The following is an 18,885-nucleotide window of genomic DNA, read 5'->3' as shown; positions in this document are numbered from 1 at the left end:
ATTTTTTTAATCGGGGCGTATCTCCGATGCGGCCGTAATCTACGGAAAAGCGGCCAAACTACATGACTGTATGACTGTATATGCCCTGCCTTGAGCAGGATTTTGCCGGATTATTCCGGTAAGACATCACTTGTCAGACGGCATCAAACGCCGTCTTTAATTATAGATGACACATCTAAATCCAAGCCCGTTTGTGCAAGAAGCGGGTTTCAGTTTGGGTGTGCGGATTTAACTATAATCTTGTTGATTATATCAAATGGTAAGGCTATTGTCTTTTGGATTTGCTTTTGACATTGATTATTTTAGAGTTTCTTATTTTATTCAATGGTATAATCTATGCGATGGTGCAACAGATTTGGAGACGGATATGAACACTGTAATAAAACTTAATCCGCTGGTTTATGAGTTTGACAGCGAAAGCGAGGCGGATACTTACAGCAAATGGCTTGAAAATGAAATTGCCCAAGCCCGTCGCGCTCCCGTCATCAGCAACGAGGAAGCTACAAACCGTTTAGATGCAAACCGTGCGCGTTTGTTGGAAAAATTGAAAAATGCGCGTTGAATGGTCGGAAAAAGCCTTGAATGAGGCGGAAAGTATCGTCAATTATATTTTTGAGGAAAATCCGATTGCGGCTTTGGAAACGGATGACCTGATACGCAATGCGATCAGATTGTTGGAAAAAATGCCGCTGGCAGGAAGATACGGAAAGGTTGCCGATACAAGGGAATTGGTTATCAATAGAAACTATTTTGTTATTTATGAAATAGCGGATAACACGGTGTTGATTTTGGGTGTGAAACACACGCGGCAGAGATACCCATAGCAGATTAATATTAAAAAGGCCGTCTGAAACTTCAGACGGCCTTTCTTTCCGCCGTAGGGCGGCAAGTCCCCGTGTACTTGAGCCAAACAGCGGGCGGTTTCCGATACCGTAGCGTGTGTGATGTTTTGAACAAGCACTTTGGGCGCGAACCGACGAACAGTAGCGTCAGCCTTGGAAAAATCGGAGAAGCGGGCTGCCAACCTGCTTTTATTTGAATCTGTAACCGTTGGCATGGTTTGACTGCCGGGAACAGCACGGTTGGCAGGTTTTCAAGCCTGCTTCGAGAAAAGGCCGTCTGAACATTTCAGACGGCCTTTTTACATCAAAATTTTCCAACCAACCTTTTTACTTTTTAAAGGAGCTAATCATGTTTGCAAAATTTAGCCGACCCAACCGCAGCAAAGGCAGCAAGCGCGGCAAAATCCGTCTGATCGAGACTTTTTCTTCCATTCAGGAAGCCTCTGCCTGCATCGACAAGATGCTGCGGCAGGATAAGAAGTTGTGTGCGAATATCATCCGCAACGACGGGAAGTTTGCCGTGCAGACGGTGGTATGGCAATGAAAAACCCGCTTCTTGCGAAAGCGGGCTTTTCTCGGACGGGTAATCATCCGTAGAGGTGCGTTGATTATCCGTTTTTTTGTTTTTAAATGCAATATCCGTTGGGAGTGGGTATGAAAAAAGTTTTGTTTTTGGCAGCGGCTCTGTCTGCCGCTTTTCCTGTTTACGCCGACGACCTTTTGACGGGCGATGCGAAGCTGGCCTGCGAGGCTGTTTTGTGCCTGTCGTCGGCGCACCGGCCGGGCGAGTGCAACGAGTCTATCCGCCGTTATTTCAGTATCCGCCATAAGAAGCCGCATAAAACTTTGCGGGCGCGGCGTGATTTTTTAAACCTGTGCCCGTCTTCGCGCGAGCAGGGTATGCCGCAACTGGTGGACGCGCTGGTCAACGGCGCAGGCCGCTGCGATGCGCGGGAGTTAAACCGCGTGATGCGCTATACGGTTATGGAGCGGCAATGTCCGCGCTACGGACGCGGCCGCTTTGACACCGATTCCTGCCCGCTCGTGCCTAAAACGTATATCCGGCCGCAAAAGCCGTCTTACTGCAAGGCGTATTTCGACCATGAGTGGACAACGGCCGATGAGGGTGTGGAGTACGTCGGCGACGAGAAAAACGGCGGCCGCTGGGTGGACAGGCGTTAAGGGTTTCTCCTCCTGCTTTCACATTCGGCATAAGTGTTTAAGCAGCTTGACGGCAGCCTGCGGGCTGCCTTTTTTACAAACGAAAGCCTGTTTGCGAGCAGGTTTCTTTTTGTAAAAACGATGGATAACAGAAAGGTTTATGCCATGAAAGAAGCTCATATTATTGTCCAAGGCAAAGGCGGGGTCGGCAAATCGCTGACAGCCGCTTTTTTGGCGGATTATTTTGCTGCAAAGGCAAAGTTGGCCGCAGGGGAGAAGCTGCATTACTTTGACACCGATCCGGTTAATCAGACTTTTGCCAGATACAACGCATTTAAGCCTACAGTTGTCGAGATTTTGACCGAGACCAACAATATCGATTCGCGTTTTTTTGACGACCTGATTGAAAAGCTGATTAATGAAAAAGGCATCGGCATTGTGGACAACGGCGCGGCGACGTTTGTACCGCTGATGGCGTATTTGAGCGAAAACCAAGTACCTGAGTTGCTGGCTGAAAACGGCGTGCGGTTGGTGGTGCATGTGCCGGTAACAGGCGGGCAGGCTTTGGACGACTGCATGACCGGTTTGAACCAGACCTTAAACGGCGTTTCTGCCAAGGTGGTAGTGTGGCTGAATGAGTTCCAAGGCAAGATTGAAAAAATTGTAGAAAACAAACGTAAGACGTTTACCGAATTTGCCGTATATGAATCACACAAAGACGACATCATCGGCATCGTAACCCTGCCGCAACGTAATCCCGACACCTTCGGTGCGGACATCCGCGCCATTACCAGCCAAAACATGAGCCTGACCCAAGCGGTGGAATCGAAAGAATTGGGCATCATGCCGCGCCAGCGCATCAAAACCGTGCAGAAAGATTTGTACGAGCAACTGGACGAAGTCCCGTTTTTAGCCACGAAAAACACGAAGCAGGCTGATGGAGCGGAGCAGGCCGATAAAGCGGAGCAGGCCGATGAGCATGAGAACTGACACGCCCGCCGATGATGCAGATGCCGTGATTGCCGAAGTATTCCGCCTGACCGGCACGCGCCTGACCCGCGACGACCCCGTGATGGCGGTATTGCTGATGCAGCGGCAGATGTTTCAGACGGCCTTTGCCGGATTTGCCGAACATCAGGCAGAGCAGCGGCAGGAGTTTCTCAACCGGCTGGCCGCGCACGAACGCAAAATCACGGCCGCCGCCGCGCAGTTGGAAAGCTACCGCGAGCAGATTCTGGCCGATTTTGTGCGGCAGGCCGACCGTCATATCGAAGAGATTGAGCCGAAAATTTACGCCTCGACCTCGCGCCGCGTGGCGCAGGACATCGACAAAGCCAACGCACGGCTGGAAGGCCGTCTGAAAATCCTGCTGGCGGCAACGCTGGCAGCCGTATCCGTGTTGGCCGTATCGGTGGTGTGGCTGGTTTTTACCGTAAGCAAAACAGGATAGGACGCAGCAATGCTGACAGAAGCCAAGCCGATAGTGCGGCCTGTTCGGGTCAACCCCTCTTTTGTCGCACCCGATAACAGCTACCCGCATTACCGGCTCATCCCCATCGAGACGCAGACAGGCAGATACTACTGCCTGTTTTTTTACGTCTCGGCCAAAGAATTTCTGATACTCGAACCCAAGGCCAAACGCCATTTGGCCGTAGCCCGACTGTCGGAATATCTGCAAAACGCCGCATTCGCGGTGTACGAAACCGTAACCGGAGCAGCGCCATGAAAACCTACAACGTAGAAGAGGCCGCCGCGTATTGCAAATGCCACCCCGAAACCATCAGGGAGCATATCCGCGACGGCCGTCTGAACGCATCCAAGCCCGGCCGCCGCTACTGCATCACCCAGGCCGCGCTTGACGTGTTTCTCAACGGCCTTGAAAATGATGCCGTGCAGGCATCACTCGAAAGCAGGAGTGAAGAAAAATGCCAATCTATAAAAGAAACAACACATGGTATGTGGATGTCGTCTCGCCAAGCGGCAAACGCATTAGACGCTCGACTGGCACGGCATGCCAAACCGAAGCCCAAGAGTACCATGACAAACTGAAGCACGATTTGTGGCGGCAGCAACATTTGGGCGACAAGCCCAAAGTCCTGTGGGACGAAGCCTGCCTGCGCTGGCTCGACGAAAAACAAGGCAAAAAAAGCCTTGTACACGACGAAACCAAAATCCGCAGGCTGACCGCATTCAGAGGGCTGTATCTGCACCACATGACCAAAACGGTCATCATGGCAGAAATCGCCAAACTCGAAGGCAGCAACGCCACCAAAAACCGATATTTGGCCTTTGTACAGGCACTACTGAACAAAGCCGCCAAAGACTGGGAGTATTTGGACGGCGCTCCCAAACTGCCACGCTATCAGGAAGCAAAAAAACGCATCCGCTGGCTGACACCGCAAGAGGCCGAAAGGCTGATAGCCGCATTACCCGACTACATCGCCGCGATGGTTGTGTTCAGCCTGAATACCGGATTGAGAAAATCCAACGTATTCGGCCTCAAATGGCAGCAAATCGACTTCAAACGCAAAGTCGCATGGTTTCATCACGACGAAACCAAATCAGGCCGCGCCCTAGGCGTAGCCCTGAACGATGCCGCCGTCGCCGTTTTGCTGAAACAGCGTGGAAAGCATCCCGAGTACGTCTTTACAAACAACCGCTGCAAACCGGTCAAAGACGTAAAAAAACCGTGGAAAAAAGCCCTGCAGGATGCCGGAATCGAAAACTTCCGCTGGCACGATCTGCGCCACACATGGGCGAGCTGGCTGGTGCAAAACGGCGTCTCCCTATATGCCCTGAAAGAAATGGGAGGCTGGTCTGACTTCGACATGGTGCAAAGATATGCCCACCTCGCACCCGAGCATCTCCACCGGCACGCAGGACTGCTGAACAGCCTGCTTGACACAAAATGGACACAGCTCAATTAGAATCAGATTTCAACTGTTTGTAACATAGTGTTTTTATTGAAAAATAAAAACAACTTGGCATAAATCATAAAAAGGTCGTCTGAAACCCTAAAACAAGGTTTCAGACGACCTTTTGCCTTTGCTTCAATCCAATGATTTTATTTCTTGGCCCTAAAGCCCAGCAGATGTTGCGTGGTGGCAAGCCATGCGCCGAAGATGCCTAGGGCGATGACGAAGCCGAACACCAGCGAAACTTCGCTGAAATGGAAGAAACGCCAGCCGATGTTGAGCCCGTAGGGCTTGAAGATGGCATCTACCAACGGGCGCACGGCGGAGAGCAGCCAGCCGCACAGCCCCAAGCTGACAGCGGCGGAGAGGATACTCTGCCACATGGCTTGATAGAGGAAGGGGCGGCGGATGAACGATGCGGGCGCGCCGAGCAGCTTGGTGATTTCGATTTCTTCTTTGCGGCTGAGGATTTGCAGACGGATGGTGTTGTGCGCGACAAGGACGAACGCCATACCCAGCGTCAGTGAAAGAAACCATAAAATTTTGCGGATGAACTCGTTGATTTGATACAGCGTTTGCACCCATTCGGTATCCATGGTGGCGGATTCGACCATGGGCAGCTTGACCATATCCTGATAAATCGCCTGCATTTGTGCGGGCGGTGTAGCGGGATCGGGCGTTACGATAAATGCGTCGGGCAAGGGGTTGCCGTCGAGCATGGAAACGAGGTTTTGATCGAGGTTGGATTGCAGCTCTTCCAAGCCTTCCTGCTTGCTGATGAAACGGATTTTGTTGAGGCGGGCATCGCGTTCCAACAGGTTGCGGACAGTATCGCTGTCGGCTTTGGAAGCATCGGTTTCCATATAGAGGGTAATTTGCGGCGACTCGTTGAGCTTGCCTAAAACGCTTTGCCCGCTTTGAATGCCCAAATACATGAAAAGCGGCAGGGTCATGGCGACGGCGAGCATCAGGAGGGTGAGCAGCGTGCCGACGGGCTGGCGCAGGAGCTGTTTGAGCGCAGTACGCGCAGATTCGACGTGCAGCGAGACGTAGTGAATGATGCTCATGCGAGTCGTCCTTTCGAGAGGCGCAGGATGCGGTGGCCGTAGTCTGCCATGAGGGTTTCGTCATGGGCAGCGACGATGACGGTGGTTCCTGCTTCATGGAAGGTTTTGAACAATTCCATGATGTCGAGCGCGTAGGCGCGGTCGAGGTTGGCGGAGGGTTCGTCGGCAATCAGGAGGCTGGGTTGGTGGACGACGGCGCGGGCGATACACAAGCGTTGCTGTTCGCCGCCTGAGAGGGTTACGGGATCGTCCAATTCGCGGCCTTTCAAGCCGACTTTTTCAATGGCGATGCGGGCGCGTTCTTCGGCTTTACGCGGCTGATAACCGATAATCCGCAGCGGCAGGATGACGTTTTGCAGGACGTTGCGGTCATAGAGGATTTTGTGATCTTGGAACACGATGCCGATATGTTGGCGCATGAAGCCGATTTGGTTGTCGCTCAATTCGCCCAAGTCTTGGTTGTTGAACCACACTTTGCCTTTGCTGGGTTTGGTAATACCGGAAATCAGCTTGAGGATGGTGGACTTGCCGGAGCCGGAATGGCCGGCGATAAATATCATTTCGCCTTTTTTGATTTGGAAGCTGACGTTTTTCAGGGCTTCAAAACCGCCGGGATAGGTTTTGGAAACTTGTTCGAAACGGATCATAAGGTATTCCTGGAAAGGGGTCAGGACAAACTTATCCACAGTTAATCCACAAAAGGATGCGCTATCGGAGATAGGTCGTCTGAAAAATAGGATATGTGCCGAATTATAAAGATTTCGGCGTTTTTTTGATAGTTTGCCCGGATATGGACGGCGGTAGGCAAAGCGTCGGACTGACGGCTTTACAACACAATATTACAGGCGTGATTGTCGCGTTTGCAAAATGCCTAAATACTTATCCACATGTCAAAAAGTCGTCTGAAAAGGATTTCGGCGTTTCAATCAAACCCGCCGTATCCTTTTTCAGACGACCTTCCACATCGGTTTCAGCCCGACTTATTTACATTTCTCTTTAGCCGCATTGACGGCGGCGGTCAGGCTTTTTTCGTTGACTTCGCCGGTGATGGTTTGTTTGTAGCCGCATTTCGGCGCTTCGACGACGGTGAACGGCAATACGCCGACGTTGTTGCCGTAAGACTTCATGAAATTGCGGCTGTCCGCGCCGGTATAACGCCAAACATGATAGCTGACGGGGGTTTGTTTCAGGAATTTGCCGATGTTGTCGGAAGTATCCAACGCGATGCCGACCATATCGACGCTGCCTTTTTTCTGCGCTTTGTACCAAGCGGACATGGCGGGCATTTCCTTACGGCACGGACCGCACCAAGTCGCCCACAGGTTCACCACGCGCACGGGGGCTTTGAGCGATTGCAGGCTTTGCGGCTTGTTGTCGTTCCAGCCCGCCAGCGGGTCGGCGGCAAACGCAGGGGCAGACAGGGCTGCAGTCATCAAAACAGAGGCAAGCAATAATTTTTTCATAAGTTCCATCCTTTGCATCAATCAGATGAACGCATTGTAACCCCTTTCAGCGTGCTGTCTATGGAGAAAATGAAGATGTTGGATTTTAGCGGTAAAAAATGACGATTATTGGGTGATAAGTTGAGGAAATTGCCAAGGCAGCCGATAATAAAGCCCATCAACAAAATCTAAAAACATTGGAGAACCCTATGTCGTCTGAATTCACGCTCTACCACAATCCGCGTTGCAGCAAATCGCGCGCCGCTTTCGACCTGCTCGAAGCGCGCGGCATCAAAGCCGAAGTCGTCAAATACCTCGACACTCCGCCCGACTTGGCGATACTGAAAGACATTTTCGCCAAGCTGGGCTTAGAGTCCGTACGCGGCATGATGCGCGTCAAAGACGACTTGTACAAAGAACTCGGTTTGGACAAGCCCGACCTCGACAACCAAGCCCTGCTCGAAGCCATCTCCGCCCACCCTGCCCTACTCGAACGCCCTATCCTGACCACACAGGACAAAGCCGCCATCGGCAGACCGCTCGAAAACATCGAAGCCCTGCTGGATTAAAGCGCGGGAAGGCCGTCCCTACATGATTTCCCTGTTCCGCAGCCGCAACGGCTTGCGCTACTACCTCTTTCGCGGCATAGGCCTGAGTATCCTGTTGGTACTCGGCATATTCGGCGAGGGCGCATGGCAGGTGTACCACACCGGCTCGCAGCCTCTGCCGCGTCATGTCCGCGCCGATGCCGCCCTCGTGCTCGGCGCCGCCGCGTGGGACAAACGGCCCTCGCCTATCTTCCGCGAACGCATCAACCACGCCATCACCCTCTACCAAAGCCACCGTGTTGAAAAAATCGTTTTTACCGGCGGAACACCCAAAAAAGGCTACATGACCGAAGCCGAAGTCGGTCGGCGCTACGCCCTCAAACAAGGCATACCCGCGCACAACATCCTCTTTGAAAACACCTCGCGCAACACCTACGAAAACATCCGTAACATCCGCCCGATACTGCGCGCCGAAGGCATCGGAAGCATCATCATCGTCAGCGACCCCTACCACCTCGCCCGCGCCCTCGAAATCGCCTCCGACCTCGACATCGAAGCCTACATCTCCGCCACGCCGACCACGCGGTTCGACCAAAGCAAGGAAAAAAACAAATTCCTGCTTCAAGAAAGCTACGCCCTCTTCCTCTACCGCATCGGCAAATGGAGCGAAAACTTTTGGGACTGGCTGACCGTTCGGCAAAGGAAAGAAGAGACATAGTTCGGAAGAAATTAAAAAAGGCCGTCTGAAACGGAATCGGGTTTCAGACGGCCTTTTTAACGGCATTCCGTCTTGTTTAACGCTGTTTTTTGCGGATTTCTGCCGCCATTTCCAAAGCGGTGCGGACAGCTTCAATCAGGCTGCCGGAGGCGGCTTTGCCTGTTCCCGCCAGATCCAGCGCGGTACCGTGGTCAACGGAAGTACGGATAAACGGCAGTCCGAGCGTGATGTTGACGCCTTGTCCGAAACCGGCATATTTCAGCGTCGGCAGCCCTTGATCGTGATACATCGCCAAAACGGCATCGGCATCTTTCAGCAAAAACGGCTGAAACACCGTGTCTGCCGGATATGGGCCGCTGACGTATATGCCTTCGCTTTTGAGGCGGGTCAGCGCAGGGGTGATGATTTCGGCTTCTTCGTGTCCCAAATGTCCGCCCTCGCCTGCGTGCGGATTCAATCCGGTAACCAGGATATGCGGTTGGGCAATGCCGAATTTGTCGCGCAAATCGGCGTTCAAAATACGGACGACGGACTCGACGAGCGGCTGTGTTACGGCATCGGCGACCGCGCGCAGCGGTAAATGGGTCGTAACCAAAGCGACGCGCAGCCCGCCGCCTGCCAACATCATGACGACTTGTTCCGTCTGACTTTTTTCGGCGAGGTATTCGGTATGTCCGCTGAAGAATCCGCCAGCCGCACCTGCATCATTAATGATGCCTTTGTGCAGCGGCGCGGTTACCATGCCGTCGAATATGCCTTCGGTAATGCCTTGATATGCCGTGTCCAGCAGTTGCAAGACATAACGCGCATTGGCGGGATTGAGCCTGCCTGCTTCGCAAGGCGCGGCAAGCGGAATATGCAAAACTTCCAATTCCCCATGGCACAACGGGACTTTATCGGCATTACCTGATACAAAATCCCGCAAGACAACGTTTTTACCCAACATCTCCGCCCGCTGCGCCAATAGGCCTTTGTCGCCCAAAACGACGGGGCGGCACGGCAACTCGGCAAACGCCAAATCCAAACAAATATCGGGGCCGATACCGGCAGGCTCGCCGGAGGTAACTGCCAATACGGGAAGGGACATGATGCGATTCCTTAATCTGGATAAAGGTTGTCTGAAAGTGGTTGATGGGAATTTCAGACGACCTTTGTTTTCATCTTTGCAATATAGGGCGGATTCCAATAAGACTCCGCCATCCCGTCATATCTGCGCGCGGGAATGAATGACGGCAGAGTCCGTATTATGGTGGATTAAATTTAAATCAGGACAAGGCGACGAAGCCGCAGACAGTACAGATAGTACGGCAAGGCGAGGCAACGCCGTACTGGTTTAAAGTTAATCCACTATAAAAAACAAATGAATCAACCATATTGTAATCCGCTACAAAAAGGCCGGATTCAAAAATCCGACCCATCAGTTCCAGCAGAGTTGAAGGTTGTCTGAAACGGCAACCCTGCCACATTTTTCAGACGACCTTCAGGCAGGCAGATTTTGTTTTCAGCGGATAATCCCGCGCGTGGATTGGGCGAAGAAGTCTTTAAACACCGCCAACTCGGCTTGCGTTTCGGCTCGGCGGAGGATATCGGCTTTGGCTTCTTCAAACGGGATGCCGCGGTGGTAGATGGTTTTATACACATCTTTGACGGCGGCGATCTGCTCGGCGGTGAAGCCGTTGCGGCGCATGCCTTCGCTGTTGATGCCTGCGGGTTCGGCGCGGTAGCCTGCCGCCATGAAGTATGGCGGTACGTCTTTGTGTACGCCTGCGGCGAAGGCGGTCATGGCGTAGTCGCCGATTTGGCAGAACTGGAACACCAGCGTGTAGCCGCCCAAGACGACGTAGTCGCCGATGGTAACGTGTCCGGCGAGGGAGGCGTTGTTGGCGAAGATGGTGTGGTTGCCGATGACGCAGTCGTGCGCGAGGTGGCAATACGCCATAATCCAGTTGTCGTCGCCGACGCGGGTTTCGCCGATGCCGGTTACCGTACCGAGGTTGAAGGTGGTGAATTCGCGGATGGTGTTGCCGTTGCCGATAATCAGCTTGGTCGGCTCGTCGCGGTATTTTTTGTCCTGCGGGATTTCGCCGAGGCTGGCAAATTGGAAAATGCGGTTGTTTTCGCCGATGGTGGTGTGCCCGTTGATGACGGTATGCGGGCCAATTTCGGTGTTCGCGCCGATTTGGACGTTGGGGCCGATGACGGTGTACGCGCCGACTTTGACGCTGGAGTCGAGTTCGGCTTTGGGGTCAATGACGGCGGTCGGGTGGATGAGGGTCATGTTTTTCCTTTCCTGTAGTGTTGCCGCGAAGATGCGCGACGGCAACAGGTCGTCTGAAAACTTTCAGACGACCTTTTTCTGAACACTCAAACCACGCGTTTGGCACACATGATGATGGCTTCGACGGCGACTTGTCCGTCCACTTTGGCGACGGCGCTGAATTTGCCGATGCCGCGTTTGTTGGTCAGCAGCTCGACTTCGAAAACAAGCTGGTCGCCGGGGATGACTTGGCGTTTGAAACGGGCTTCGTCTATGCCGGCGAAGAAGAAGAATTCGTTTTCTTTGCGGCCGCCTTCGCTGAGGATGGCGAGTGTGCCGCAGGCTTGCGCCATGGCTTCGATGATGAGTACGCCGGGCATGACGGGCAGGTCGGGGAAATGGCCTTGGAACTGCGGCTCGTTCATGGTGACGTTTTTAATCGCGGTCAGGGTTTTCATGGACTCGAAGGCGGTGATGCGGTCGAGTTGCAAAAACGGGTAGCGGTGGGGAATGAGTTTTTGGATGTCTTTGGCTTCAATAGGGAGTTGTACGTCCATGTTCGTCGTATTCCTTGGTATTTCGGGGTTGGCTGGGCGGTTTCATCGCGGGCAGGCTTTAAAACGGCAGGCTTTGCCGCTTTGTCGGGATTTAAAGCGCATCCGCCATGTAAACCGATTGTGGGATTATTCGTCTTTTTCGCTGTCGCTCAGACGGTTTTCCAATGTTTTGAGGCGTTTGTTCATTTCGCTCAGGCGGTGGATGTAAACGGCGTTGCGCGCCCATTCTTTATGGGTGGACATCGGGAAGATGCCGGCGAGGTGTTTGCCGCTTTCGGTAATGCTGTGGGTCACGGACGTGCCGCCGCCGATGGTGGTTTTGTCGGCGATTTCGATGTGTCCGACCGTACCGACGCCGCCGCCGATGATGCAGTAGCTGCCGATGGTAACGCTGCCTGAGATGCCGGTTTTGGCGGCGATGACGGTGTGCGAACCGATTTTGCAGTTGTGTCCGATTTGGACTTGGTTGTCGATTTTGGTGCCGTTGCCGACGGTGGTGTCGCTCATTGCGCCGCGGTCGATGTTGGTGTTCGAGCCGATTTCTACGTCGTCGCCCAGCGTTACCGCGCCGGTTTGCGGGATTTTAAACCATGAATCGCCGGCGAAGGCGAGTCCGAATCCGTCCGCGCCGATGACTGCGCCGCTGTGGATTTCGACGCGGTTGCCCAGTGTGCAGCCGTAATAAACGACGGCGTTGGGATGCAGGACGACTTCGTCGCCCAGTTTGCAATCGTGTTGGACAACGGCGTTTGCCAAGATGCGGCAGCCTTCGCCGAGTACGGTATTCGCACCGATGTAGGCGTTCGCGCCGATTTCGCAGCTTGCGGGAACGGTCGCGCTCTCTTCGACGACGGCGGTCGGATGGATGCCGCCGCACGCTTTGACGACGGGTGAAAACAGGCGGGCGACTTTGGCGAAATAGAGATAGGGATCGTCGGCGACAATCAGGTTGCGCCCTTCAAATTCGCCCACTGCTTTGGCGGAAACGATGACCGCACCCGCGCTGCTGTCGTGGACTTCGGCTTTGTATTTCGGATTGGCGAGGAAGCTGATGTGTTCCGCCTGCGCGTCTGCGAGCGGGCGCACGGCGGCAACGGAAATGTCCTTGCCGCGCCATTCGCCGCCAAGCTGCGCTGTGATTTGGGACAGGGTGTAGGTTTTTGAAGTCATGATGTTTCGTAAACTTTGAGATGAGGTCGTCTGAAAAAGGACGGGCGGGAGCAGTCGGACAGAACGGTTTGCCTAAAACGTATGCCGGCAGGAGTGATAAGACAGGTAATTATATCGTTTATTGGATTTTCAGACGACCCTTCGAGTGAAAGAGGTCGTCTGAAAACAGGTTTGCTGTATCTCGTTCAGCCTTCCGATTAACGCGTATTCAGGGCTTTAATCACGCTGTCGGTAATGTCGTAACGCGCGTTGACGTAAATCACGTCCTGCAAAATGACATCGTAGCCTTCGCGTTTGGCAAGATCGACGATGATGCGGTTGGCGTTTTGCTGGAGGGCGGCAAATTCTTCGTTGCGGCGCAGGTTGTAGTCTTCTGCCAGCTCCGCCTGTTTTTTGCGGAACTGCTGAACCAGCTCGCCCCAGCGTTTTGCCGCAGCTTCACGCTCTTTGCCCTGCAATTTGCCTTCGGTCAGGGATTTTTCGAGCTTTTCACCTTCTTGCTGCAATTTCTGCAAAGCGTCCTGACGGCTGCGGAATTCTTTTTCCAAGGTCGTCTGAATGCGTTGCGCCTGCTTGGACTCAAGATAAACGCGCTCGGTATTGATAAAGCCGATTTTCTGCACGGCTTCCGCCGCCACAGCTTGGTTCATCAACCCGAAGCCCAATAAAGCCGCGCCGCCGAGGCGGAAGGCATTGGCAATGATGTTCATCTGGATTTCCTTGATTTTGTATCCCGCCCATCAGCGGGATGACGGTTTGTTTTTTAAAAAGAGGCAGAACGCCCTGCCCCTTTTCCTTCAGGTCGTCTGAAAACGTTTTACCCATCGGTATTTCAGTTTTCAGACGACCTTTTTCTGTCTACGTCAGAATGTTGTACCCAATTGGAACTGGAAGCGTTGGATTTCGTCGCTGTCTTTTTTCTTCAGCGGGTAGGCGTAGCTGAACTTCATCGGACCCAGCGGCGAGAGCCAGGTTACTGCCGCACCGGCGGAGTAGCGCAACTCTTCCTTGAAGGTCGATTTGTGGGTCTTGCCTAAGCCGTATGGGTTTTGAGCGGCATTGTTGGTGTAGTAGGTATTGCTGCTGCTGTCGTTATACGTTTTACCGTCCCATACGCTGCCCGCGTCTGCGAACAGGCTCAGACGAACGGAGCGGGAATCTTTGATGCCCGGCATCGGGAACAGCAACTCGGCGGAAACGTTGGCTTTTTTGTTGCCGCCGTAGCTGATTTTCTCGCCGTATTCGTCATAAACTTTCGGACCCAGCGTACCGCTCTCGTAACCGCGTACAGAGCCTAAGCCGCCGCCGTAGAAGTTTTCAAAGAACGGCATGGTTTTGGTTTTGCCGTAGCCGTTGCCGACGCCGACTTCGCCACCGAGCATCAGGGTGAAGTCTTTGGTCAGCGGGAAGAACCAGGTTTGGTTGTGGGTCAGCGTGTAGTATTGCAGGTCGCTGCCCGGCAGGGCGATTTCGCCGTTGATGCCGGTCATGTAGCCGCGGGTCGGCCACAATGCGCTGTCGGTTTTATTGCGTCCCCAACCGATCGTACCTTTGTACAGCCAGCCTTTGAAGCTGCCCACGCCGTCCGTGCCTTTATCATATTGGTTGATAAAGTCGGCATAACGTTTAGGCGCGCCTTTGTAGGTATTCACGGTCAGGTGTTCCGCCGCCAGACCCAAATTGACGCGGTCGTATTCGGTAACGGGGATGCCCATGCGCACACCGCCGCCTGCGGTGGTGGTTTTATATTGTTTCGCGCTGGAAGAGGCTTTACGCGGGTCGTAAGACTTGCCGTAAATATCGTAACCGAGGCTCACGCCGTCGGGTGTGAAATACGGATCGGTAAACGACAGCGAGCCGTTGAGCGTGGTTTTGCTTCGTGAAGCGCGCAGGGAAACGGATTTACCCGTACCGAACAGGTTGTCTTGGGAAACGCCCACAGACATGACCAAGCCGGTATCCTGAACCCAGCCCGCGCTCATATCCAGCGAACCGGTAGAACGCTCGTTCACGCTCATGTTCAAATCGACTTGGTCGGGCGTATTGGCAACCGGCACGGCATCGAATTGTACATTGTCGAAGTAGCCCAACAACTCGACGCGCTCTTTGGAACGTTGCAGCTTGGACGTGTCGTAAGGCGCAGATTCCATCTGACGCAATTCGCGGCGCACAACTTCGTCACGAGTTTTATTGTTGCCGGTGATGTTGATTTCGTTCACATAGATTTTGCGGCCGGGTTCGACATTTAGGACGAAATCGACAGTTTGGGTCTCGGCATTGGGAACAGGCTGAACATTGACTTCGCTGAACGCGTAGCCTGCCGTACCCATGCGGTTTTGGATGGATTCGAGCGATTTGACCATTTGGGCACGTTCGTACCATTTGCCCTTTTTCATGGTCAGCAGTTTTTGCAGCTCTTCTTTCGGCACTTCGCGGGTGTCGCCTTCTATGCGCACGTCGCCCCAACGGAAGCGTTCGCCCTCGTCAACCGTGATTTTGATGGTTTGCTTGGTTTTGTCTTCGTTGGTCTGGATGTCGGTATCCAGAATGCGGAAATTGAAGTAGCCGTTGTTTTGGTAGAACTCGCTGACGCGCTCCATGTCTTGCGAGAATTTCTGCTCGTTAAACTGGTTGCTCTTAGTCAGCCAAGTCCACATACCGCCTTCGCTCAAAGACATTTGTTTCATGAGCTTGCGGTCGGAATAGACTTTGTTGCCTTCAAATTCGATGTCGGTAATCTTGGTGGTTTTACCCTCATCGATGGCAATGTCGATGGAAACGCGGTTACGCGCGAGTTTGGTGACGGTCGGCGTGATTTGGACCGACTGCTTGCCGCGGCTTTTGTATTCTTCCTTCAGGCTGGCTACAGACTGGCTCAGCGTGGCAGGATTGAAGTATTGGGATTGCGCCAAACCGAAGGATTCAAGGTTTTTCTTGATTACATCGTTTTGCAGCATTTTCGCGCCGGTGATGTTCAGCGTGCTGATGGTCGGGCGTTCGATAACGGTCAGCAAGACCTGATTGCCCATAGTCTCTACGCGGACATCGTCAAAAAAACCGGTCGCATACAGACTTTTGATGATTTCTTCGCTGCGTGCGTCGCTGAATTGGTCGCCGACTTTGACGGGCAGGTAGTTGAAGACCGTACTCGGTTCGGTGCGCTGCAAACCTTCGACGCGGATGTCTTGAATGGTGAAGTCGGCAAATGCCAAAGGCGACATGCCCAATACCATCAAAGCAGAAGCAATCTGTTTCAATTTCATAAAATTATCCAAACAAACGGTTGATGTCATTAAAGAAAGCCAGTGCCATCATTAACAGCATGGCAGCCAGTCCGAGGCGTAGGCCGATTGCCTGTATGCGCTCGCTCAAGGGCTTTCCGCGTATCCATTCGGCAGTGTAGAACACCAAATGCCCGCCGTCCAACACGGGGATGGGCAACAAGTTCAACACGCCTAAACTAATGCTGACCAATGCGAGAAATTCCAAATAGCTTTGAAACCCCAGCTGTGCCGTTTTTCCGGCGACGTCGGCAATGGTCAGCGGACCTGAAATATGGTTCAGGGAGGCATTGCCTGTAATCAGTTTTCCGAAGAATTTTACCGTCATCCAAGCGTTGTTGACGGTTTTGTCCCAGCCCATCGCAAATGCTTCTACGACAGACGGCTTATATTCGCGCTTGATTTCTTTTGTCCACTCTTCGTCGCCCTGAGAACCGAAGCCTACCCTGCCGACCAGCGTTCTGTCGGGTTGTTGGATGCTGTCGGGACGGATGGTCGTCTGAAAAGTTTTACCGTCGCGCTCGTAGCTCAATGCGATTTTCTTACCCGGGCTTTGGCGTACAATTTCTACCCATTGCTGCCAAGACTCAATGTCTTGTCCGTCGGCGCTGATCAGCTTGTCGCCTTTTTTCAAACCGGCTTTTTCGGCAGGGCTGTTTTCTTTCATTTCGCCGACACGGGTGGTGATTTTAAAAGGCGACAACCCGATATAGCCTTGGTTTTTCGCAATTTTACCTGCTTCGGGCGTACCTGCGGCATCGATAATCCGCATGGTTTCTTGTCCCGAGGTCGTCTGAACGGCAACATTTACCTTGCCTGACTCGATGTTCAACACGATTTCTTGCTGGGCTTTTTCCCACTCGCCGACGTTAACGCCATTAACCGAAATAATTTTGTCTCCGGGCTGAAAACCTGCTTTTGAGGCAATGGTATTTTGCTCGACCATGCCGACATAAGGGCGGATTTCGGTAACGCCGAAGGAAAAACTCAAGCCGTAAAGCAGAACCGCCAGCGCGAGATTGGTCAGCGGACCTGCGGCGACGATGGCGATGCGTTTGGCGGGATGCTGTTTGTCGAAGGCGTAAGGCAGGTCTGCCTGCGCCACTTCGCCCTCGCGCGTATCGACCATTTTGACATAGCCGCCCAAGGGGATGGGCGCCAAACACCATTCGGTATCGCCGCGTTTTCTGCTGAAAAACGGTTTGCCGAAGCCGACGGAAAAGCGTACGACTTTGACGCCGCACAATCTGGCAACGATGTAATGTCCGAACTCGTGCAGGCTGACCAAAATCAGGATGGCGAAAATAAAAGCTAGAAGGGTTTGCAAAAGAATCTCTCTGGTTGGGTATGGGTTGACGTTGTCGATGTTTCAGACGACGTATCAAGGCAGGGGTCATCTGAAAAGCATTCGCAATGTGTAGAAAATATTATTGGCGTTATTTTGCCGATTATAAAGTCAGTCTGCCGTTTTGTCCGCCACACATGACGGATGGGCGGGTTTTCAGACGACCTGTCATTTTTTATCGTTACGGCACGGTTTATCCCAATGCGGCGATAAATTCCTGCGCCTGTCTGCGGGTAACAGCGTCTTGCGCCAGCAGGTTTTCGATGTTGCCGAGGTCGTCTGAAAAGTCTTGTGCGAGACAATGGGCAACGGTTTTGGCAATGTCGGTAAACTTAATCTGTCCGTCTAAGAAGGCGGCGACAGCGGCTTCGTTGGCGGCGTTCAATACGCAGGGCGCTGCTCCGCCCGCGTTCATGGCTTCATAGGCGAGCTTCAGGCAGGGGAAGCGGTCAAAGTCGGGCTTTTGGAAGGTCAACGCAGACAATGCGTCGAAATCCAGGTCGCCGACACCCGAATCGATGCGTTCCGGCAAACCCAAACAATAAGCGATGGGCGTACGCATATCGGGATTACCCAGTTGCGCCAACACGGAGCCGTCGCGGTAGCGCACCATGCTGTGTATCACGGACTGCGGATGAATGACGACTTCGAGTTTATCAGGCGGACAGTTGAACAGCCAATGCGCTTCAATCAGCTCCAAACCTTTGTTCATCATGGTGGCGGAATCGACGGAGATTTTGCGCCCCATGCTCCAATTCGGATGTTTGACCGCTTGGGCGGGCGTAATGCTGTCGAACGTGCCTAAATCGGTCGTCAGAAACGGACCGCCGGAAGCGGTCAGGATAATCGAACGGATGCCGTGTTCGTTCAGACGACCTGTGTAATCGCGCGGCAAAACTTGGAAAATAGCGTTGTGTTCGCTGTCGATGGGTAACACTGCCGCGCCGTTTGCGCGGGCGGTTTCCATAAACAACGCGCCGGAAACTACCAGCGTCTCTTTGTTCGCCAGATAAATGGTTTTTCCTTTTTGCGCCGCCGCCAGCGCGGAAGGCAGCCCCGCTGCACCGACGATGGCGCACATGACACCGCTGACTTCGTCTGCAGACGCAACGTCAACCAATGCCTGCGCGCCGTGTAAAACCTGCGTCGCCATGCCGTCGCCTTTCAACAGGGCTTCAAGTCGGGCGGCGTGCTCCGCATCGGCAACGACGGCATATTCGGGGCGGAACGTCCGGCATTGCGCCGCCAGTTTCTCAACCTGCTTATGCCCCGCCAACGCGAATACGCGGAATTTTTCGGGGTGGCGGGAGACAACGTCCAGCGTGCTTTCGCCTATGCTGCCGGTACTGCCTAATATGGTCAGGACTTGTTGTGTCATGGTGTGTTCTTTATGTACTGCATTTGTATTTCAGACGACCTTTGGGCTTGAGGTCAAAAAGGTCGTCTGAAAACGCTTATTCGATATTGTGTTTGATGTGTTCCAACGATTTTTATAGTGGATTAACTTTAAACCAGTACGGCGTTGCCTCGCCTTGCCGTACTATCTGTACTGTCTGCGGCTTCGTCGCCTTGTCCTGATTTA

General features: G+C 53.2%; 23 protein-coding genes. 12 read left to right on the top strand and 11 right to left on the bottom strand.

All coding sequences use genetic code 11. The features are described 5' to 3' along the window. Positions 1 to 367 precede the first annotated feature (367 nt). The 9 genes from RSJ68_10960 to RSJ68_10920 all read left to right on the top strand — a co-directional run bounded on the left by RSJ68_10960 (position 368) and on the right by RSJ68_10920 (position 4,930). Entirely contained in the window at positions 368 to 562 is a 195-nt protein-coding gene (locus tag RSJ68_10960) for a hypothetical protein (GenBank protein WNU96917.1), read from the top strand. Continuing rightward, entirely contained in the window at positions 552 to 824 is a 273-nt protein-coding gene (locus RSJ68_10955; GenBank protein WNU96916.1) for a type II toxin-antitoxin system RelE/ParE family toxin, read from the top strand. The genes RSJ68_10960 and RSJ68_10955 overlap by 11 nt, the downstream gene beginning before the upstream one ends. A gap of 367 nt (positions 825 to 1,191) precedes the next feature. Then, positions 1,192 to 1,386 (top strand): hypothetical protein, encoded by a 195-nt coding sequence (locus tag RSJ68_10950; GenBank protein ID WNU96915.1) that lies wholly within the window; start codon positions 1,192 to 1,194, stop codon positions 1,384 to 1,386. Positions 1,387 to 1,496: 110 nt separating this feature from the next. Beyond that, the gene (locus RSJ68_10945; GenBank protein WNU96914.1) at positions 1,497 to 2,024 is read left to right on the top strand and encodes a TrbM/KikA/MpfK family conjugal transfer protein; all 528 of its coding nucleotides are present in this window, start codon (positions 1,497 to 1,499) and stop codon (positions 2,022 to 2,024) included. Positions 2,025 to 2,168: 144 nt separating this feature from the next. Next, on the top strand, positions 2,169 to 2,993 hold the full coding sequence (locus RSJ68_10940; GenBank protein ID WNU96913.1) for a conjugal transfer protein TraL: 825 nt from the start codon (positions 2,169 to 2,171) through the stop codon (positions 2,991 to 2,993). Continuing rightward, positions 2,977 to 3,453: a hypothetical protein gene (locus tag RSJ68_10935; GenBank protein WNU96912.1), complete on the top strand. Its 477-nt coding sequence runs from the start codon at positions 2,977 to 2,979 to the stop codon at positions 3,451 to 3,453. The genes RSJ68_10940 and RSJ68_10935 overlap by 17 nt, the downstream gene beginning before the upstream one ends. Positions 3,454 to 3,462: 9 nt before the next feature. After that, entirely contained in the window at positions 3,463 to 3,729 is a 267-nt protein-coding gene (locus RSJ68_10930) for a lipopolysaccharide heptosyltransferase (protein ID WNU96911.1), read from the top strand. Beyond that, complete coding sequence (locus RSJ68_10925) at positions 3,726 to 4,052, top strand: helix-turn-helix domain-containing protein (protein ID WNU96910.1); 327 nt, start codon at positions 3,726 to 3,728, stop codon at positions 4,050 to 4,052. Before RSJ68_10930 ends, RSJ68_10925 begins: the two co-directional genes overlap by 4 nt. Continuing rightward, a complete protein-coding gene (locus RSJ68_10920; protein ID WNU98400.1) occupies positions 3,935 to 4,930 on the top strand; it encodes a site-specific integrase in 996 nt (331 codons plus the stop codon). Before RSJ68_10925 ends, RSJ68_10920 begins: the two co-directional genes overlap by 118 nt. A 137-nt stretch (positions 4,931 to 5,067) precedes the next feature. On the opposite strand, the gene ftsX is transcribed toward RSJ68_10920, so the two are convergent. The 3 genes from ftsX to RSJ68_10905 all read right to left on the bottom strand — a co-directional run bounded on the left by ftsX (position 5,068) and on the right by RSJ68_10905 (position 7,448). After that, positions 5,068 to 5,985 carry a permease-like cell division protein FtsX gene (ftsX, locus tag RSJ68_10915; GenBank protein WNU96909.1) on the bottom strand — a complete coding sequence of 306 codons (918 nt, stop codon included), beginning with the start codon at positions 5,983 to 5,985 and terminating at the stop codon, positions 5,068 to 5,070. Beyond that, positions 5,982 to 6,632 (bottom strand): cell division ATP-binding protein FtsE, encoded by a 651-nt coding sequence (gene ftsE, locus RSJ68_10910; GenBank protein WNU96908.1) that lies wholly within the window; start codon positions 6,630 to 6,632, stop codon positions 5,982 to 5,984. The genes ftsX and ftsE overlap by 4 nt, the downstream gene beginning before the upstream one ends. A 333-nt stretch (positions 6,633 to 6,965) precedes the next feature. Beyond that, positions 6,966 to 7,448 carry a TlpA disulfide reductase family protein gene (locus RSJ68_10905; GenBank protein ID WNU96907.1) on the bottom strand — a complete coding sequence of 161 codons (483 nt, stop codon included), beginning with the start codon at positions 7,446 to 7,448 and terminating at the stop codon, positions 6,966 to 6,968. A 188-nt stretch (positions 7,449 to 7,636) separates the two neighbouring features. Here RSJ68_10905 and arsC point away from each other — a divergent pair, with 188 nt between their 5' ends. Further along, positions 7,637 to 7,996, top strand: a complete 360-nt coding sequence (arsC, locus tag RSJ68_10900; GenBank protein WNU96906.1) for an arsenate reductase (glutaredoxin) — start codon at positions 7,637 to 7,639, stop codon at positions 7,994 to 7,996. 22 nt (positions 7,997 to 8,018) lie between these two features. After that, positions 8,019 to 8,693, top strand: a complete 675-nt coding sequence (locus tag RSJ68_10895) for a YdcF family protein (GenBank protein WNU96905.1) — start codon at positions 8,019 to 8,021, stop codon at positions 8,691 to 8,693. 76 nt (positions 8,694 to 8,769) lie between these two features. Here RSJ68_10895 and pdxA read toward each other — a convergent pair whose 3' ends face one another. From pdxA to ispC, 8 genes are all read right to left on the bottom strand, one after another. Then, positions 8,770 to 9,780: a 4-hydroxythreonine-4-phosphate dehydrogenase PdxA gene (pdxA, locus tag RSJ68_10890; protein WNU96904.1), complete on the bottom strand. Its 1,011-nt coding sequence runs from the start codon at positions 9,778 to 9,780 to the stop codon at positions 8,770 to 8,772. A gap of 414 nt (positions 9,781 to 10,194) precedes the next feature. After that, positions 10,195 to 10,971: an acyl-ACP--UDP-N-acetylglucosamine O-acyltransferase gene (gene lpxA, locus RSJ68_10885; protein ID WNU96903.1), complete on the bottom strand. Its 777-nt coding sequence runs from the start codon at positions 10,969 to 10,971 to the stop codon at positions 10,195 to 10,197. Between the two features lie 86 nt (positions 10,972 to 11,057). Further along, complete coding sequence (gene fabZ / locus RSJ68_10880; GenBank protein WNU96902.1) at positions 11,058 to 11,507, bottom strand: 3-hydroxyacyl-ACP dehydratase FabZ; 450 nt, start codon at positions 11,505 to 11,507, stop codon at positions 11,058 to 11,060. Between the two features lie 126 nt (positions 11,508 to 11,633). Beyond that, positions 11,634 to 12,677 (bottom strand): UDP-3-O-(3-hydroxymyristoyl)glucosamine N-acyltransferase, encoded by a 1,044-nt coding sequence (lpxD, locus tag RSJ68_10875; GenBank protein ID WNU96901.1) that lies wholly within the window; start codon positions 12,675 to 12,677, stop codon positions 11,634 to 11,636. 197 nt (positions 12,678 to 12,874) lie between these two features. After that, positions 12,875 to 13,327, bottom strand: coding sequence for an OmpH family outer membrane protein (locus RSJ68_10870; protein ID WNU98399.1), 453 nt, complete (start codon positions 13,325 to 13,327; stop codon positions 12,875 to 12,877). Between the two features lie 213 nt (positions 13,328 to 13,540). Continuing rightward, positions 13,541 to 15,940, bottom strand: a complete 2,400-nt coding sequence (bamA, locus tag RSJ68_10865) for an outer membrane protein assembly factor BamA (GenBank protein WNU96900.1) — start codon at positions 15,938 to 15,940, stop codon at positions 13,541 to 13,543. Positions 15,941 to 15,944: 4 nt separating this feature from the next. Next, positions 15,945 to 17,285 (bottom strand): RIP metalloprotease RseP, encoded by a 1,341-nt coding sequence (gene rseP / locus RSJ68_10860; GenBank protein ID WNU96899.1) that lies wholly within the window; start codon positions 17,283 to 17,285, stop codon positions 15,945 to 15,947. Positions 17,286 to 17,496: 211 nt separating this feature from the next. Continuing rightward, positions 17,497 to 18,681: a 1-deoxy-D-xylulose-5-phosphate reductoisomerase gene (gene ispC / locus RSJ68_10855; GenBank protein WNU96898.1), complete on the bottom strand. Its 1,185-nt coding sequence runs from the start codon at positions 18,679 to 18,681 to the stop codon at positions 17,497 to 17,499. On the opposite strand from ispC, the gene RSJ68_10850 reads away from it, so the two are divergent. Beyond that, positions 18,675 to 18,881, top strand: a complete 207-nt coding sequence (locus tag RSJ68_10850; protein WNU96897.1) for a hypothetical protein — start codon at positions 18,675 to 18,677, stop codon at positions 18,879 to 18,881. The two genes, ispC and RSJ68_10850, sit on opposite strands and share 7 nt — an antisense overlap. Positions 18,882 to 18,885: the final 4 nt, after the last annotated feature.

The organism is Neisseria sp. DTU_2020_1000833_1_SI_GRL_NUU_006, assembly GCA_032388755.1.
Lineage (GTDB): Bacteria > Pseudomonadota > Gammaproteobacteria > Burkholderiales > Neisseriaceae > Neisseria > Neisseria sicca_C.
This window is presented reverse-complemented; position numbering and strand designations above follow the sequence as displayed.

What these genes read in the sequence shown, in the direction of transcription:
- RSJ68_10960 (WNU96917.1), top strand. Translation starts at nt 368, where the DNA reads ATGAACACTGTAATAAAACTTAATCCGCTGGTTTATGAGTTTGACAGC.
- RSJ68_10955 (WNU96916.1), top strand. Translation starts at nt 552, where the DNA reads ATGCGCGTTGAATGGTCGGAAAAAGCCTTGAATGAGGCGGAAAGTATC.
- RSJ68_10950 (WNU96915.1), top strand. Translation starts at nt 1,192, where the DNA reads ATGTTTGCAAAATTTAGCCGACCCAACCGCAGCAAAGGCAGCAAGCGC.
- RSJ68_10945 (WNU96914.1), top strand. Translation starts at nt 1,497, where the DNA reads ATGAAAAAAGTTTTGTTTTTGGCAGCGGCTCTGTCTGCCGCTTTTCCT.
- RSJ68_10940 (WNU96913.1), top strand. Translation starts at nt 2,169, where the DNA reads ATGAAAGAAGCTCATATTATTGTCCAAGGCAAAGGCGGGGTCGGCAAA.
- RSJ68_10935 (WNU96912.1), top strand. Translation starts at nt 2,977, where the DNA reads ATGAGCATGAGAACTGACACGCCCGCCGATGATGCAGATGCCGTGATT.
- RSJ68_10930 (WNU96911.1), top strand. Translation starts at nt 3,463, where the DNA reads ATGCTGACAGAAGCCAAGCCGATAGTGCGGCCTGTTCGGGTCAACCCC.
- RSJ68_10925 (WNU96910.1), top strand. Translation starts at nt 3,726, where the DNA reads ATGAAAACCTACAACGTAGAAGAGGCCGCCGCGTATTGCAAATGCCAC.
- ftsX (WNU96909.1), bottom strand. Translation starts at nt 5,985, where the DNA reads ATGAGCATCATTCACTACGTCTCGCTGCACGTCGAATCTGCGCGTACT.
- ftsE (WNU96908.1), bottom strand. Translation starts at nt 6,632, where the DNA reads ATGATCCGTTTCGAACAAGTTTCCAAAACCTATCCCGGCGGTTTTGAA.
- RSJ68_10905 (WNU96907.1), bottom strand. Translation starts at nt 7,448, where the DNA reads ATGAAAAAATTATTGCTTGCCTCTGTTTTGATGACTGCAGCCCTGTCT.
- arsC (WNU96906.1), top strand. Translation starts at nt 7,637, where the DNA reads ATGTCGTCTGAATTCACGCTCTACCACAATCCGCGTTGCAGCAAATCG.
- RSJ68_10895 (WNU96905.1), top strand. Translation starts at nt 8,019, where the DNA reads ATGATTTCCCTGTTCCGCAGCCGCAACGGCTTGCGCTACTACCTCTTT.
- pdxA (WNU96904.1), bottom strand. Translation starts at nt 9,780, where the DNA reads ATGTCCCTTCCCGTATTGGCAGTTACCTCCGGCGAGCCTGCCGGTATC.
- lpxA (WNU96903.1), bottom strand. Translation starts at nt 10,971, where the DNA reads ATGACCCTCATCCACCCGACCGCCGTCATTGACCCCAAAGCCGAACTC.
- fabZ (WNU96902.1), bottom strand. Translation starts at nt 11,507, where the DNA reads ATGGACGTACAACTCCCTATTGAAGCCAAAGACATCCAAAAACTCATT.
- lpxD (WNU96901.1), bottom strand. Translation starts at nt 12,677, where the DNA reads ATGACTTCAAAAACCTACACCCTGTCCCAAATCACAGCGCAGCTTGGC.
- RSJ68_10870 (WNU98399.1), bottom strand. Translation starts at nt 13,327, where the DNA reads ATGAACCAAGCTGTGGCGGCGGAAGCCGTGCAGAAAATCGGCTTTATC.
- bamA (WNU96900.1), bottom strand. Translation starts at nt 15,940, where the DNA reads ATGAAATTGAAACAGATTGCTTCTGCTTTGATGGTATTGGGCATGTCG.
- ispC (WNU96898.1), bottom strand. Translation starts at nt 18,681, where the DNA reads ATGACACAACAAGTCCTGACCATATTAGGCAGTACCGGCAGCATAGGC.